Genomic DNA, 15,290 nt, shown 5'->3' on the forward strand with positions numbered 1-15,290 from the left:
CCGCCAGAAAATTAGTGCTGCTGCTTAACGACGTTAATCATCCACGGTACGCCGTATTTATCGGTGACTTTACCGAAACCGTGCGCCCAGAAGGTCTCCTGCCACGCCATGTCGATATTGCCGCCAGCGGCGAGGTTGTCGAACCAGCGCTTGCCTTCTGACACATCCTGCGTGTCGAGCACCAGCGTGAACCCGGCATACTGCGCGTTGCTGCCCGGCGGCTGCCCGTCGCTCATCATGATGTCGCTGCCCGCAATGCGGACGTTAGAGTGGGCGATAGCGGAATCAGGAAACTGCATGCCGGACGGACAGCCTTCTTCACTGCTGTCGCTTTTGGGCATTTCACCGAAAGTGATTTTATAGAGGAGTTCAGCGCCGACGGCCTGCTGATAAAAGGCGGTTGCCTCTGCACAGTTGCCGGCGAAGGAGATGTAGGGACTTAACGGCATATTCTTTACCTCACGTAAGAAAAGCCCATTAAGTGTAGTTCTTTTTTTGTAGGCCGGATAAGCGTAGCACATCCGGAAAAGCGCCCGGCGGCGCTTCGGTTATCGAGCCTACAGGAGAAAAATCAGTTCTTTTTCACGAACTCAGATTTCAGTTTCATCGGACCGAAGCCGTCAATTTTGCAGTCGATATTATGATCGCCTTCAACCAGACGGATGTTCTTCACTTTGGTACCGATCTTCAGCATGGAAGAGCTGCCTTTGACTTTAAGATCTTTAACCACGGTGACGCTGTCGCCATCCGCCAGCAGGTTACCGTTCGCATCTTTTACGATCAGGGCATCTGCATCCTGTGCCGGTTCGGCATCATTCCATTCATGCGCACATTCCGGGCAGATGAACATGCCATTATCTTCATAGGTGTATTCAGAATTGCATTTCGGGCAGTGTGGGAGAGACATATCGGTATCCTCAAAAAAGTGTTAACACGCTGGAAAATGCCAGCTAAATGACGGCAGTGTGCCGAAAAAGGCGGCAAGTATAGCGCAAATCCACACGTTTGTCGGTGATATTCTGAATTTAAAAAAAAGCAAAAAATGTGTCGGGAGTGACACTTCCTGTCAGTCAGTTAAGCGATGCTAACGTCATTAACACGGTGGAAAGAGAAGTCGCTAAATATATCGAATATTTTATTGTGGCAAATTGCTACGCACCTTCATTTCGGATAAGGTGAAGCAACACATTGTTATTTATCTTTGGTCTTTACTGCCATGCATTTCGTATGGTTGTGGCATAACCCGTTCTTTTTAGGTGGGTAAATAATGATGATATATCCTGAAGTTTCTTAAAAAGGGCTACGCTTTTTATCTTTTGGCTGTTAGGCCTTGAGGAGAGCTTTACACGCCATGCAAGGATAGCCATTTATTTCTGATTATCTTCAATCAGTTATATTCCGGTGAACATGTTTTCCACACGTGATCATATAAGCCTGAACATCATAATTAATACCAGTGGCTTAATAAAAGTAATAAATTTGCGTTAAGGAAAGGCTTTTATCATGCACACACAGACCATTTTTGAATTAAGCCAGGAAGCTGAGCGTTTGTTACAGCTTGCCCTGCAAAATCTTGATACCTTGAAGTCAATGCCGACAGCGATGCTGGAGAACACGACGGCCGCTATTACGGGTGAAAAGAACAACGTTCTGCCTTTGCATTTTAGTGCGCGGGGTGTCGAAGCGCAGCAGGCAATGCTGAATAATGAATTACGCAAAATAACACGTCTGGAAATGGTTCTGGCTATCGTTGGTACCATGAAAGCGGGGAAATCGACCACCATTAATGCCATTGTGGGGACCGAAGTGTTGCCTAATCGCAACCGCCCAATGACGGCACTTCCTACCCTGATTCGTCATACGCCAGGCCAGAAAGAGCCGGTACTCCATTTCTCACATGTCTCGCCTATTGATGATTTGATCCAGCTGCTGCAGAAACAACTCTGCGATTACGATCGCGGGAAGCTGGCTCAGCATCTGGAAATTGATAAAGACATGAATACGCTGCTGGAACGCATTGAAAAAGGTGAAGCCTTTGAAAAGCATCATCTTGGAGCGCAGCCAATATTTCATTGCCTGAAAAGCCTCAATGACCTGGTCAGACTCTCTCAGGCGCTGGGCGTGGCGTTTCCGTTTTCAGAATACGCGGCCATTGAACACATTCCGGTCATTGAAGTGGAGTTCGTGCATCTTGCGGGTCTGGATGCCCACCTCGGGCAACTGACGCTGCTCGATACCCCTGGGCCTAATGAGGCCGGACAGCCGCATCTGCAAAAAATGCTGAGTGAGCAATTAGCCCGCGCATCGGCGGTGCTGGCGGTAATGGATTATACCCAGCTTAAATCTATATCTGATGAAGAGGTCCGTCAGGCTATTTCGGTGGCGGGGAAATCCGTGCCTCTGTATGCCCTGGTGAATAAATTCGACCAGAAAGATCGCAATAGCGATGATGAAGAGCAGGTCCGGGCGATGATCTCCGGCACCTTAATGAAAGGCAATATTTCGCCTGGCCAGATCTACCCTGTCTCCTCCATGTGGGCGTATCTGGCGAACCGTGCTCGCTACGAGATGAATACCCACGGACAACTGCCGGATCATCAGGAGCAACCCTGGGTGCAGGATTTTGCCGAAGCCGCCCTCGGTCGCCGCTGGCGTACGGCGGACCTGGATGATATTGGCCATATCCGTCACGCCGCCGATTTGCTCTGGGAAGATTCGCTGTTTGAACAACCGATACGCAAACTGATTTACGCCGCCTATGCTAATGCCTCGTTATTTGCGTTGCGCTCGGCGTCCCATAAGCTGCTCAACTACGCACAAAATGCCCGGGAATATCTCGACTTCCGCTATCAGGGGCTGACGGTCGCCTTTGACGCGCTGGAACTGAATATTACGCGTCTTGAAGAGGACATGGCGATGATGCAGACGCGCCAGCGGGTGGTGAGTGATGAGGTGAAACATGAAGTTGAGCAGGCGCTGAATGCCACTGCGGACTTTATGGGGGCCCAAAAAACAGCGCTTCACCAGGCGATTGGTCACGTGTTTAGCGCTCGCAATATCCTTGATTTCGCCGGTAACGATCGGTTGAATCCTCGCGGTGACGAACCGCAAGAACTACAGCAGCTGGTACTGGATGACGAGGGGCAGGCACAGATTGCCCTGAGTAAAATCCGCTCCTCCTGCGAGCTTATCATGCTGGATGCGCAGACAAAGATCTGCCGGGAGCTGGCGTTACGCTTCGATCAGCTGGAGTCTACGCTGGCGCGTTCCCTGAATGACGCCATGCGTCCCATCGAAACGCGTATTAAAGAGCATCTGAGCCATGCCGGCTTTCGGGCGCGGATTAGCTTCCCGGCTTTTCAGGCTAACCAGCTTAACGTCAATACGCAGGCGCTGTTTAACGATGCCATCGCGCAGGACAACCGCCCTGCAGGACAGCCATCGGGCGCGGGCAGCATGCGTGAGACTGTCTCTCGCTGGCTGAATAATCCGGGCTGGGGCTGGGATGAATATGTGGCGACCCGCACGCGCTATGTTATCGACATTGCGCAGCTACATGACAAATTTAAGCAACATATTGATCAGTTTTGTGAACATATACGTAAAGCTTTGTCCGCCCAGGTCGATGTCTCTGTTACGGCAGGAATGGCGACGTTCTTTGCAGAATTTTCGTTATACCTGACCGGGTTACAGGAAAGCTTGCGTGATAGCCTCGCAGTGCGTCAACAAAATGAGCATTCGACCCGAGCGCTCAGCCAGCTGTTGAAGCAAAGTATCACTACTGCGACGTGGATACAGGAAGATACCCGACTGTTACGCGATGATATTCAAACTCTATTCGCGGCAGAGCAACCATGACAACACAGCTACTGGACGGTCCCGGGCGGACGCTGGAGTGTATTCATCCTAAATTTATGGTCGATCTTGTGCAGGGCGTGGACGTTGCACGTCATCCTCATTTGGGGCCGCAGCAGCTGCAGTTTCGTGAGCGCTTGACTCAGGAGATCATGACGCACACCCGGTTACGCCCCTGGGCGATGGCCGGAATGCTGAATGAGAATGCTGCCCTGCGCCTCGGTCTGGCTGAAAAACTCGCCGGGATGCTTGACCCTGGCCATCTTGCGCTGACGCTGATGGCGGATAAATTGAATACACTTCGTCAGCAGGCTCACTTAAGGGCTCAGCCCTCTCCGGGCCTGCTTGAACAGTACGCTGAGCTCTCATCGCATTTTACCCAACGTGCCGTTTATAAAGAAAAGGCGCTAACTCAGCGTGGACTGACCGTCCAGGCGGGTGAGCACAGCGAGCAAATTTTCACTCGCTGGCGAGCCGGTCATTATGATGGCTGGTCGCTGGCCGGGCGTTGTTTCATTGTCCTGGAAGAGTTGCGCTGGGGGGCCTTCGGCGATGCTTGCCGTCTGGCGAAGGACGATGTATCGGCCATGCTCAAGGATAATTTACGCAGTATGGCTGCCAATTATCTTGCTCAGGGTATCAATGCGTCTCCTGCAACGCGCCATTTCTATCATCAGTGGCTGACCACACCCGCTTCGGCGGGTTTAATCGATCATAAAGACATGCTGGGGTGGCTGGGTGACTGGTGTCAGGCGGATAAACACCCGGTGAGCTGGTCAGTTACGCAAAACTGGCAGACCGTTGCGCTGGGTATGCCGAGGCTGTGTTCGGCAAAACGTCTGGTGGAGGCGATGGTGGAGGAGATTTTTGGTTGAACCCCTCACCCTCACTCTGGCCCTCTCCCCAGAGGGGAGAGGGGATGGTTTGGTGCGGTTTGTTAATGTTGAAGCTCTGCTGCCTTCCTTTCTACATCTTTCTCTTGCACGTTTCCGTAGCGTTTCGCGTACAGTGCCGTGATGATCGGCACCAGAATCGCGGTAACAATCACGCTGGCAGCCACCAGTGCCGTTGCAGAAGCGGCTACCGGTTCGAAGGCCGGGTTAATCTGAGCAATAATCACCGGGTTTGCGACCGCAGCACCTGCGGCTGAAGAGGCGGCGACACCCGCCGTGCCGTTTCCGCCGCCAATCACGCGGTCGGCAATAATCAACGGAATACCGGTGATGATGATGACCGCAACCCCCAGCACAATACCCAGCAGGCCCGTATCAAGGATCACGTTCAGGTTGATGGTGTTGCCCAGCGCAAAACCAAAGAACGGGATGAGTACGGGTGTGGCTTTGCTGAAGAAATCGCGCAGATCGTGATCCAGATTCCCGAGGGCGAAACCGATCAGGAAGGGCAGGATCGCGCCAACAAAGTGGTGAGGCTCAAAAGAGGCCAGGCCAGCAGAACCCAGGATCAGCATCGTCATGAGCGGGCCGGACTCCAGAGACATCAGAACAAATGCCCCGGATTCTTCTTTCGTTCCGTACTGGTTCATCAGGCTGGCATACAACCCGCCGTTAGTCATATCCATCGCCGAGACAATTGCCAGGACCGATAAACCCGCGAAGAAACCGGTCTGAATTCCATTCTCTGGAATGAACATCGCGCATATCATGGCGACAACCCAGGCCACCGCTATTTTGGTTATGACCAGCGTGCCGGATTTGCGTAATACGGTGCCTGTTGCACGTAAATTAATGGATGCACCGATACAAAAGAACCAGACTGCCAGGATGGGGACGGTACCTGTAATCATCCCTTTTGTGAAACCGCCAAAATAAGCCCCGGTTTCAGGCGCTAAGGTATTCAGAATAGCACCGAGTACCAGGGGGACCAGCATCATACCACCAGGAATACGTTCTATCGTGGCTTTAATCTTCATATACAACCCTCACAATGTTACCCCTCATAGCGAGCGGCGGGCGCGAATAAAAAATCAATAAATTCAAAATGATGAAGGGTTTTCTTGATGGCTTGTATTGGATAACCCCGCAACAAAATTCAGTAAGCGCTCTGGTTTTCTCTTGTCAGAAAACACTCATCGCTATGTTTCGGGAATTATCATGCGATCACTGGAATAATGATTCAATGAAAATAAAACAGTGTTTTAGTTATCTGCGTCACATATTGATTGTAAACTTTACGCCGCGTTCTGGCTGGATGGGGTTTATGTAAATCTCTTGTAAAAAAGCGGCTTTTTATGTCGTGATAAAAAGAAAATGGGACAACATGAAAATGTTTCTTTGGGACGGGTTGAGAAAGTGCTTATTTGCGGAAATTGACAAAGACTGTCTTCACTTTACGCAGCATAAATATATGTGTGAAGTTGATCACAAATATAAACGCTGGTAGGGTAAAAAGGTCATTAACTGCCCTGGCAGGCGTCAACAGGTTCGGTTGTATCGACGATAAACGTCAATGTAAGTAAACCTGCTACGCTTGAATAAGGCGATTCGCATGGAGCGGATCCCAAGGTTCACAGCACCCACACTGGATTGTGAAACAGACAGGGCCGAGTCAACGAGGATAGCTATGCTGAGAAGGAAAAAGATTAAACCCATCACGCTTCGCGACGTCACTATTATTGACGACGCAAAATTGCGTAAGGCCATCACCGCAGCCTCGCTCGGTAATGCGATGGAATGGTTCGATTTTGGTGTCTATGGCTTTGTGGCCTACGCGTTAGGTAAAGTGTTTTTCCCAGGGGCTGATCCCAGCCTGCAGATGATTGCCGCACTGGGGACGTTCTCCGTTCCTTTCCTTATTCGCCCGCTGGGTGGTCTGTTCTTCGGTATGCTCGGTGATAAATACGGTCGCCAGAAGATCCTTGCCATCACCATTGTCATCATGTCGATAAGTACCTTCTGTATCGGCCTGATTCCGTCCTATGCCACGATCGGCATCTGGGCACCGATTCTGCTGCTGCTCTGTAAGATGGCGCAGGGTTTCTCCGTCGGTGGGGAATATACCGGTGCCTCGATCTTCGTCGCGGAGTATTCCCCGGACCGTAAGCGCGGTTTTATGGGGAGCTGGCTGGACTTCGGCTCGATTGCCGGGTTCGTGATGGGGGCGGGTGTCGTGGTGCTGATTTCAACCGTCGTCGGTGAAGAGAACTTCCTCGACTGGGGCTGGCGTATCCCGTTCTTCCTCGCGCTGCCGCTGGGGATCATCGGTCTGTATCTGCGTCATGCGCTGGAAGAGACACCGGCGTTCCAGCAGCACGTTGAGAAACTGGAGCAGGGTGACCGCGAAGGGCTGCAGGATGGTCCGAAGGTGTCGTTCAAAGAGATTGCCACTAAGCACTGGCGCAGCCTGCTGACCTGTATTGGTCTGGTGATTTCGACCAACGTGACCTACTACATGCTGCTGACCTACATGCCGAGTTATCTGTCGCATAACCTGCATTACTCGGAAGATCACGGTGTGCTGATTATTATTGCCATCATGGTGGGTATGCTGTTCGTGCAGCCGATTATGGGTCTGCTGAGTGACCGTTTTGGTCGTCGACCATTCATTATTCTGGGAAGCGTGGCGCTGTTTGCCCTGGCAATCCCGGCCTTTATTCTGATCAACAGTAACGTGCTGGGGCTGATTTTTGCGGGTCTGCTGATGCTGGCGGTGATCCTGAACTGCTTCATCGGGGTGATGGCCTCAACGTTGCCTGCGATGTTCCCGACGCATATTCGTTACAGTGCGCTGGCGGCAGCCTTTAACATCTCGGTACTGATTGCCGGTCTGACCCCGACGCTTGCCGCCTCGCTGGTGGAAAGCACGCAGAATCTGATGATGCCTGCTTATTACCTGATGGTGATCGCGGTGATTGGCTTGATTACCGGTATTACGATGAAGGAGACGGCGAACCGTCCACTGAAAGGGGCGACGCCTGCGGCATCGGATATTCAGGAAGCGAAAGAGATCCTGCGTGAGCACTACGATAATGTAGAGCAGAAGATTGAAGACATTGACGCAGAGATTGAAGAACTGCAGAAAAAACGCTCCCGACTGGTGGATCAGCATCCACGCATCAACGAGTAATAAAGAAACCCGCCAACGGCGGGTTTTCTTTTATTAGCATCCGGCAGCGATGTAGTCGCCATTGGCGCTGATGGGGATGACCGTCAGGAAGAGAACGGTCGCGAACAGGATCAGAACTATCCCGCCGGCTATTTTGACGGCTGGCACCAGCCATCTTAACGTGCTATTTCCCCCGAAGCAGGCCACCGTGCGTTCACGGGCATAACGTACCGCCAGCGAGAGCCCCATAATCGAGAGTGCCGTTCCCAGGGACATTGTCATGACGGCAGCCATCCCCCAGGTGACAATGCCCAGCGCATTTGAAAACATCAGAATCATGATTGCCCCACTGCACGGGCGTGCGCCAATCGCCAGAATCACCCCCAGGCGAGTTTTCCAGTCTCCCTGCGTCAGGTCGGCACCCACGCCGTGATGGCCGCAGCCACAGTGTTCATTGTGCTGATGGAGGGGACTGATGGCTGAGATCGTCATTCTGCGCGGACGCAGGCTCTTTAATGCCTGATAAATGACGAACGCGCCGAATACACCAATCAGCACTGCGCTTATCTTCTCTACATACCAGCGGCTGGTACTGATATCCCCTGAGGCGAGGTTAAACCCCACCGCCAGAATAAAGACAAACAGAATGGCGCTCACGCCCTGCATCAGGCTGCCAAGGAAAGGAACGACCCGGGCAGCCCGCTCGCTTTCCTTATTAGTGGTCAGATAGGTCGTCACAATGAATTTCCCGTGCCCCGGCCCGATGGCGTGCAGCACGCCATAAAGGAAGGCGCCTGTTAAGAGCCATAGTCCGCCGCTGTACTGGTGGTTATTCAGCTGCAGCAGATACATCACCAGATAACGGTGCAGGGTAATTTGAGTGGCAAGACACCACTGGATAAAGGCGCTCCAGTGCGTATGCAGGGTAAAACTGGCAAACAGAATAGCCAGCAGCATCACCCCTGCGGTAGGGAGACGCCAGTCGCGGGCGAGGCGTTGTGTGTTCATGAGGGAGTGCTCTGCTAGGAAGAATATTTGCCGCTAGTATAGTTGATCTTCTTGTTCAGTTCGCAGGATCGCATCGGGATCCTGATGATGTTGTGGATAAGTCTGTGTGTAAAAGGGTATAAGGCGGGGTTTTGCTGTGGAATGCAGCAGTCAGTCATTTTTCTGTCATTTAGCGGTTGCGGCCTGCGGAGAACTCCCTATAATGCGCCTCCATCGACACGGCAGATGTGAATCACTTCACAGACAACCCGGTCGGTTGAAGAGAAAAAATCCTGAAATAACGGGTTGACTCTGAAAGAGGAAAGCGTAATATACGCCACCTCGCAACGGTGAGCGAAAGCCGCGTTGCACTGCTCTTTAACAATTTATCAGACAATCTGTGTGGGCACTCAAAGTGACATGGATTCTTAACGTCGCAAGACGAAAAATGAATACCAAGTCTCTGAGTGAACATACGTAATTCATTACGAAGTTTAATTCACGAGCATCAAACTTAAATTGAAGAGTTTGATCATGGCTCAGATTGAACGCTGGCGGCAGGCCTAACACATGCAAGTCGAACGGTAGCACAGAGAGCTTGCTCTCGGGTGACGAGTGGCGGACGGGTGAGTAATGTCTGGGAAACTGCCTGATGGAGGGGGATAACTACTGGAAACGGTAGCTAATACCGCATAACGTCGCAAGACCAAAGAGGGGGACCTTCGGGCCTCTTGCCATCAGATGTGCCCAGATGGGATTAGCTAGTAGGTGGGGTAACGGCTCACCTAGGCGACGATCCCTAGCTGGTCTGAGAGGATGACCAGCCACACTGGAACTGAGACACGGTCCAGACTCCTACGGGAGGCAGCAGTGGGGAATATTGCACAATGGGCGCAAGCCTGATGCAGCCATGCCGCGTGTATGAAGAAGGCCTTCGGGTTGTAAAGTACTTTCAGCGGGGAGGAAGGTGTTGTGGTTAATAACCGCAGCAATTGACGTTACCCGCAGAAGAAGCACCGGCTAACTCCGTGCCAGCAGCCGCGGTAATACGGAGGGTGCAAGCGTTAATCGGAATTACTGGGCGTAAAGCGCACGCAGGCGGTCTGTCAAGTCGGATGTGAAATCCCCGGGCTCAACCTGGGAACTGCATTCGAAACTGGCAGGCTAGAGTCTTGTAGAGGGGGGTAGAATTCCAGGTGTAGCGGTGAAATGCGTAGAGATCTGGAGGAATACCGGTGGCGAAGGCGGCCCCCTGGACAAAGACTGACGCTCAGGTGCGAAAGCGTGGGGAGCAAACAGGATTAGATACCCTGGTAGTCCACGCCGTAAACGATGTCGACTTGGAGGTTGTGCCCTTGAGGCGTGGCTTCCGGAGCTAACGCGTTAAGTCGACCGCCTGGGGAGTACGGCCGCAAGGTTAAAACTCAAATGAATTGACGGGGGCCCGCACAAGCGGTGGAGCATGTGGTTTAATTCGATGCAACGCGAAGAACCTTACCTACTCTTGACATCCAGAGAACTTTCCAGAGATGGATTGGTGCCTTCGGGAACTCTGAGACAGGTGCTGCATGGCTGTCGTCAGCTCGTGTTGTGAAATGTTGGGTTAAGTCCCGCAACGAGCGCAACCCTTATCCTTTGTTGCCAGCGGTTAGGCCGGGAACTCAAAGGAGACTGCCAGTGATAAACTGGAGGAAGGTGGGGATGACGTCAAGTCATCATGGCCCTTACGAGTAGGGCTACACACGTGCTACAATGGCGCATACAAAGAGAAGCGACCTCGCGAGAGCAAGCGGACCTCATAAAGTGCGTCGTAGTCCGGATTGGAGTCTGCAACTCGACTCCATGAAGTCGGAATCGCTAGTAATCGTAGATCAGAATGCTACGGTGAATACGTTCCCGGGCCTTGTACACACCGCCCGTCACACCATGGGAGTGGGTTGCAAAAGAAGTAGGTAGCTTAACCTTCGGGAGGGCGCTTACCACTTTGTGATTCATGACTGGGGTGAAGTCGTAACAAGGTAACCGTAGGGGAACCTGCGGTTGGATCACCTCCTTACCTTAAAGAACCTGCCTTTGCAGTGCTCACACAGATTGTCTGATGAATGATGAACTTCTGAATGTACTTTTGAGTGCATTAAGAAGTTTTGCTCTTTAAAAATCTGGATCAAGCTGAAAATTGAAACGACACACATGTTATGTGTGTTCGAGTCTCTCAAATTTTCGCAAACCGATGATGAATCGAAAGAAACATCTTCGGGTTGTGAGGTTAAGCGACTAAGCGTACACGGTGGATGCCCTGGCAGTCAGAGGCGATGAAGGACGTGCTAATCTGCGAAAAGCGCCGGCGAGGTGATATGAACCTTTGACCCGGCGATGTCCGAATGGGGAAACCCAGTGTGATTCGTCACACTATCGTTAACTGAATACATAGGTTAACGAGGCGAACCGGGGGAACTGAAACATCTAAGTACCCCGAGGAAAAGAAATCAACCGAGATTCCCCCAGTAGCGGCGAGCGAACGGGGAGCAGCCCGGAGTCTGAATCAGCTTGTGTGTTAGTGGAACGGTCTGGAAAGTCCGACGGTACAGGGTGATAGTCCCGTACACGAAAATGCACAGGTTGTGAACTCGAAGAGTAGGGCGGGACACGTGGTATCCTGTCTGAATATGGGGGGACCATCCTCCAAGGCTAAATACTCCTGACTGACCGATAGTGAACCAGTACCGTGAGGGAAAGGCGAAAAGAACCCCGGCGAGGGGAGTGAAAAAGAACCTGAAACCGTGTACGTACAAGCAGTGGGAGCCTACTTGTTAGGTGACTGCGTACCTTTTGTATAATGGGTCAGCGACTTATATTCTGTAGCAAGGTTAACCGTATAGGGGAGCCGAAGGGAAACCGAGTCTTAACTGGGCGTTAAGTTGCAGGGTATAGACCCGAAACCCGGTGATCTAGCCATGGGCAGGTTGAAGGTTGGGTAACACTAACTGGAGGACCGAACCGACTAATGTTGAAAAATTAGCGGATGACCTGTGGCTGGGGGTGAAAGGCCAATCAAACCGGGAGATAGCTGGTTCTCCCCGAAAGCTATTTAGGTAGCGCCTCGTGAATTCATCTTCGGGGGTAGAGCACTGTTTCGGCTAGGGGGCCATCCCGGCTTACCAACCCGATGCAAACTACGAATACCGAAGAATGTTATCACGGGAGACACACGGCGGGTGCTAACGTCCGTCGTGAAGAGGGAAACAACCCAGACCGCCAGCTAAGGTCCCAAAGTCATGGTTAAGTGGGAAACGATGTGGGAAGGCACAGACAGCCAGGATGTTGGCTTAGAAGCAGCCATCATTTAAAGAAAGCGTAATAGCTCACTGGTCGAGTCGGCCTGCGCGGAAGATGTAACGGGGCTAAACCATGCACCGAAGCTGCGGCAGCGACACTATGTGTTGTTGGGTAGGGGAGCGTTCTGTAAGCCGTTGAAGGTGGCCTGTGAGGGTTGCTGGAGGTATCAGAAGTGCGAATGCTGACATAAGTAACGATAAAGCGGGTGAAAAGCCCGCTCGCCGGAAGACCAAGGGTTCCTGTCCAACGTTAATCGGGGCAGGGTGAGTCGACCCCTAAGGCGAGGCCGAAAGGCGTAGTCGATGGGAAACAGGTTAATATTCCTGTACTTGGTGTTACTGCGAAGGGGGGACGGAGAAGGCTATGTTAGCCGGGCGACGGTTGTCCCGGTTTAAGCATGTAGGCGGAGGTTCCAGGTAAATCCGGTACCTTTTAACGCTGAGGTGTGATGACGAGGCACTACGGTGCTGAAGTAACAAATGCCCTGCTTCCAGGAAAAGCCTCTAAGCATCAGGTAACACGAAATCGTACCCCAAACCGACACAGGTGGTCAGGTAGAGAATACCAAGGCGCTTGAGAGAACTCGGGTGAAGGAACTAGGCAAAATGGTGCCGTAACTTCGGGAGAAGGCACGCTGATATGTAGGTGAAGCCCCTGCGGGTGGAGCTGAAATCAGTCGAAGATACCAGCTGGCTGCAACTGTTTATTAAAAACACAGCACTGTGCAAACACGAAAGTGGACGTATACGGTGTGACGCCTGCCCGGTGCCGGAAGGTTAATTGATGGGGTTAGCGGTAACGCGAAGCTCTTGATCGAAGCCCCGGTAAACGGCGGCCGTAACTATAACGGTCCTAAGGTAGCGAAATTCCTTGTCGGGTAAGTTCCGACCTGCACGAATGGCGTAATGATGGCCAGGCTGTCTCCACCCGAGACTCAGTGAAATTGAACTCGCTGTGAAGATGCAGTGTACCCGCGGCAAGACGGAAAGACCCCGTGAACCTTTACTATAGCTTGACACTGAACACTGGTCCTTGATGTGTAGGATAGGTGGGAGGCTTTGAAGCGTGGACGCCAGTCTGCGTGGAGCCGACCTTGAAATACCACCCTTTAATGGCTGGTGTTCTAACGTAGACCCGTAATCCGGGTTGCGGACAGTGTCTGGTGGGTAGTTTGACTGGGGCGGTCTCCTCCCAAAGAGTAACGGAGGAGCACGAAGGTTAGCTAATCCTGGTCGGACATCAGGAGGTTAGTGCAATGGCATAAGCTAGCTTGACTGCGAGAGTGACGGCTCGAGCAGGTGCGAAAGCAGGTCATAGTGATCCGGTGGTTCTGAATGGAAGGGCCATCGCTCAACGGATAAAAGGTACTCCGGGGATAACAGGCTGATACCGCCCAAGAGTTCATATCGACGGCGGTGTTTGGCACCTCGATGTCGGCTCATCACATCCTGGGGCTGAAGTAGGTCCCAAGGGTATGGCTGTTCGCCATTTAAAGTGGTACGCGAGCTGGGTTTAGAACGTCGTGAGACAGTTCGGTCCCTATCTGCCGTGGGCGCTGGAGAATTGAGGGGGGCTGCTCCTAGTACGAGAGGACCGGAGTGGACGCATCACTGGTGTTCGGGTTGTCATGCCAATGGCACTGCCCGGTAGCTAAATGCGGAAGAGATAAGTGCTGAAAGCATCTAAGCACGAAACTTGCCCCGAGATGAGTTCTCCCTGAGACTATAAGTCTCCTGAAGGAACGTTGAAGACGACGACGTTGATAGGTCGGGTGTGTAAGCGCAGCGATGCGTTGAGCTAACCGATACTAATGAACCGTGAGGCTTAACCTTACAACGCCGAAGCTGTTTTGGCGGTGAGAGACGATTTTCAGCCTGATACAGATTACAGAATTTGCCTGGCGGCTTTAGCGCGGTGGTCCCACCTGACCCCATGCCGAACTCAGAAGTGAAACGCCGTAGCGCCGATGGTAGTGTGGGGTCTCCCCATGTGAGAGTAGGGAACTGCCAGGCATCAAATAGAAGAACCCCGTACCGTAAGGTGCGGGGTTTTTTGCTTTGGGTTTTATTCCTCTCCTTGAAATTTTCCCGTAGGACGGATAAGGCAAAGCCGCCATCCGGCAAAGCAGATTGCACGATCTCACCGGAAAGAGAAGCAAGAATATAAAAGAAGGGATTTATAAACGCAGAAAAGCAAAAACCCAGCCATAGGCTGGGTTCTTTAAATAGTGGTGCCCGGACTCGGAATCGAACCAAGGACACGGGGATTTTCAATCCCCTGCTCTACCGACTGAGCTATCCGGGCAACGGAGCGCATTAAACCGCAATCGCGCCTTATCGTCAACATTATTTCGGGGAAAGCTGTTCAATTGCTTAACTTTACGGCAATCTGGCGGTTTACGCGCCGAAAAGACCAAATTTCGCTGATTCGCTTACGTCAACGCCCCGCCCATACGACACTGAGCAAAGCGAAGAATATCTTCCGCCAGGCGGTGCGCCGTATCCACATCGGCCTGGCTACGATTCACCAGCATGCGGCTCAGACAACCCTCCAGTACCAGCTCCATTTGCTTAGCGACCATTGCCGGGTCATCCACTTCAAGCGTTGTCAGTAGCTCGTGAGTGAAGTCATGCGCCGCACGCTTTTGCTGATCCGCCAGCTGATGTATTGGATGCCCGGGATCGGGATAAAATGTACAGGCGGCAATAAACAGGCAGCCCGGATAACGATTGTTACTGACACATTCAGTCAGGGCGGTGTAGCGAGCCAACAGCTTTTGCTCAGCCGTCAGTTCTTCATTAAGCATCAGCTGTCTGCGCCAGATATCCACCTGCTGGCTAAGGTAGCGCAGCGCATCATAAAGCAGGGCCTCTTTATCCGGCCAGAAGCGCGTTAACTCATCCAGAGGGTAATCGATACGGTCGGCTACCATCTCAAGCGTGGTGCTGGCGATCCCTTGAATCTCAAGTAATTGCAGGGCTTGTCCCAGTACGTCTTCACGTTGCACGGTTATCTCCTCCGCTATTCCCAACGGTATGTCCCGTCTAAAG

General features: G+C 52.2%; 8 protein-coding genes, 1 tRNA gene and 3 rRNA genes. 6 read left to right on the forward strand and 6 right to left on the reverse strand.

Features of this window, described 5'->3' with window-relative positions; translation table 11 throughout:
- Nucleotides 1–11: 11 nt before the first annotated feature.
- Together yjdN and ACMGGM_RS15100 are read right to left on the reverse strand one after the other, a co-directional pair.
- The gene (gene yjdN / locus ACMGGM_RS15095) at nucleotides 12–449 is read right to left on the reverse strand and encodes a VOC family metalloprotein YjdN (RefSeq protein ID WP_014882189.1); all 438 of its coding nucleotides are present in this window, start codon (nucleotides 447–449) and stop codon (nucleotides 12–14) included.
- Between the two features lie 122 nt (nucleotides 450–571).
- Entirely contained in the window at nucleotides 572–907 is a 336-nt protein-coding gene (locus ACMGGM_RS15100; protein ID WP_008500067.1) for a zinc ribbon domain-containing protein YjdM, read from the reverse strand.
- 596 nt (nucleotides 908–1,503) lie between these two features.
- On the opposite strand from ACMGGM_RS15100, the gene crfC reads away from it, so the two are divergent.
- Nucleotides 1,504–3,858, forward strand: a complete 2,355-nt coding sequence (gene crfC / locus ACMGGM_RS15105) for a clamp-binding protein CrfC (protein WP_063944069.1) — start codon at nucleotides 1,504–1,506, stop codon at nucleotides 3,856–3,858.
- Nucleotides 3,855–4,730 carry a diguanylate cyclase regulator RdcB family protein gene (locus ACMGGM_RS15110; RefSeq protein ID WP_032637716.1) on the forward strand — a complete coding sequence of 292 codons (876 nt, stop codon included), beginning with the start codon at nucleotides 3,855–3,857 and terminating at the stop codon, nucleotides 4,728–4,730. Before crfC ends, ACMGGM_RS15110 begins: the two co-directional genes overlap by 4 nt.
- 62 nt (nucleotides 4,731–4,792) lie before the next feature.
- Here the strand turns inward: ACMGGM_RS15110 and kdgT are convergent, their stop codons facing one another.
- A complete protein-coding gene (gene kdgT / locus ACMGGM_RS15115; RefSeq protein ID WP_014882192.1) occupies nucleotides 4,793–5,785 on the reverse strand; it encodes a 2-keto-3-deoxygluconate transporter in 993 nt (330 codons plus the stop codon).
- Between the two features lie 650 nt (nucleotides 5,786–6,435).
- On the opposite strand from kdgT, the gene proP reads away from it, so the two are divergent.
- Nucleotides 6,436–7,938, forward strand: coding sequence for a glycine betaine/L-proline transporter ProP (gene proP, locus ACMGGM_RS15120; RefSeq protein ID WP_014882193.1), 1,503 nt, complete (start codon nucleotides 6,436–6,438; stop codon nucleotides 7,936–7,938).
- Nucleotides 7,939–7,971: 33 nt separating this feature from the next.
- Here the strand turns inward: proP and ACMGGM_RS15125 are convergent, their stop codons facing one another.
- Entirely contained in the window at nucleotides 7,972–8,925 is a 954-nt protein-coding gene (locus ACMGGM_RS15125; protein WP_023338934.1) for a nickel/cobalt transporter, read from the reverse strand.
- Nucleotides 8,926–9,420: 495 nt separating this feature from the next.
- Here ACMGGM_RS15125 and ACMGGM_RS15130 point away from each other — a divergent pair.
- The 3 genes from ACMGGM_RS15130 to rrf all read left to right on the forward strand — a co-directional run bounded on the left by ACMGGM_RS15130 (nucleotide 9,421) and on the right by rrf (nucleotide 14,252).
- Nucleotides 9,421–10,960 (forward strand): 16S ribosomal RNA (locus ACMGGM_RS15130).
- A 208-nt stretch (nucleotides 10,961–11,168) separates the two neighbouring features.
- Nucleotides 11,169–14,072 (forward strand): 23S ribosomal RNA (locus ACMGGM_RS15135).
- Nucleotides 14,073–14,136: 64 nt separating this feature from the next.
- Nucleotides 14,137–14,252: ribosomal RNA gene (rrf, locus tag ACMGGM_RS15140) — 5S ribosomal RNA — on the forward strand.
- Together the 16S, 23S and 5S rRNA genes form the textbook arrangement of a ribosomal RNA operon.
- A gap of 216 nt (nucleotides 14,253–14,468) precedes the next feature.
- Here the strand turns inward: rrf and ACMGGM_RS15145 are convergent.
- Together ACMGGM_RS15145 and ACMGGM_RS15150 are read right to left on the reverse strand one after the other, a co-directional pair.
- Nucleotides 14,469–14,544, reverse strand: a tRNA-Phe gene (locus ACMGGM_RS15145).
- A gap of 127 nt (nucleotides 14,545–14,671) precedes the next feature.
- A complete protein-coding gene (locus ACMGGM_RS15150; protein ID WP_014882195.1) occupies nucleotides 14,672–15,247 on the reverse strand; it encodes a transcriptional regulator in 576 nt (191 codons plus the stop codon).
- Nucleotides 15,248–15,290: the final 43 nt, after the last annotated feature.

Source organism: Enterobacter sp. BNK-14 (assembly GCF_047456095.1).
Taxonomy (GTDB): domain Bacteria; phylum Pseudomonadota; class Gammaproteobacteria; order Enterobacterales; family Enterobacteriaceae; genus Enterobacter; species Enterobacter kobei.

Coding starts and splice junctions, on each gene's coding strand:
- yjdN (WP_014882189.1), bottom strand. CDS start 449: ATGCCGTTAAGTCCCTACATCTCCTTCGCCGGCAACTGTGCAGAGGCA.
- ACMGGM_RS15100 (WP_008500067.1), bottom strand. CDS start 907: ATGTCTCTCCCACACTGCCCGAAATGCAATTCTGAATACACCTATGAA.
- crfC (WP_063944069.1), top strand. CDS start 1,504: ATGCACACACAGACCATTTTTGAATTAAGCCAGGAAGCTGAGCGTTTG.
- ACMGGM_RS15110 (WP_032637716.1), top strand. CDS start 3,855: ATGACAACACAGCTACTGGACGGTCCCGGGCGGACGCTGGAGTGTATT.
- kdgT (WP_014882192.1), bottom strand. CDS start 5,785: ATGAAGATTAAAGCCACGATAGAACGTATTCCTGGTGGTATGATGCTG.
- proP (WP_014882193.1), top strand. CDS start 6,436: ATGCTGAGAAGGAAAAAGATTAAACCCATCACGCTTCGCGACGTCACT.
- ACMGGM_RS15125 (WP_023338934.1), bottom strand. CDS start 8,925: ATGAACACACAACGCCTCGCCCGCGACTGGCGTCTCCCTACCGCAGGG.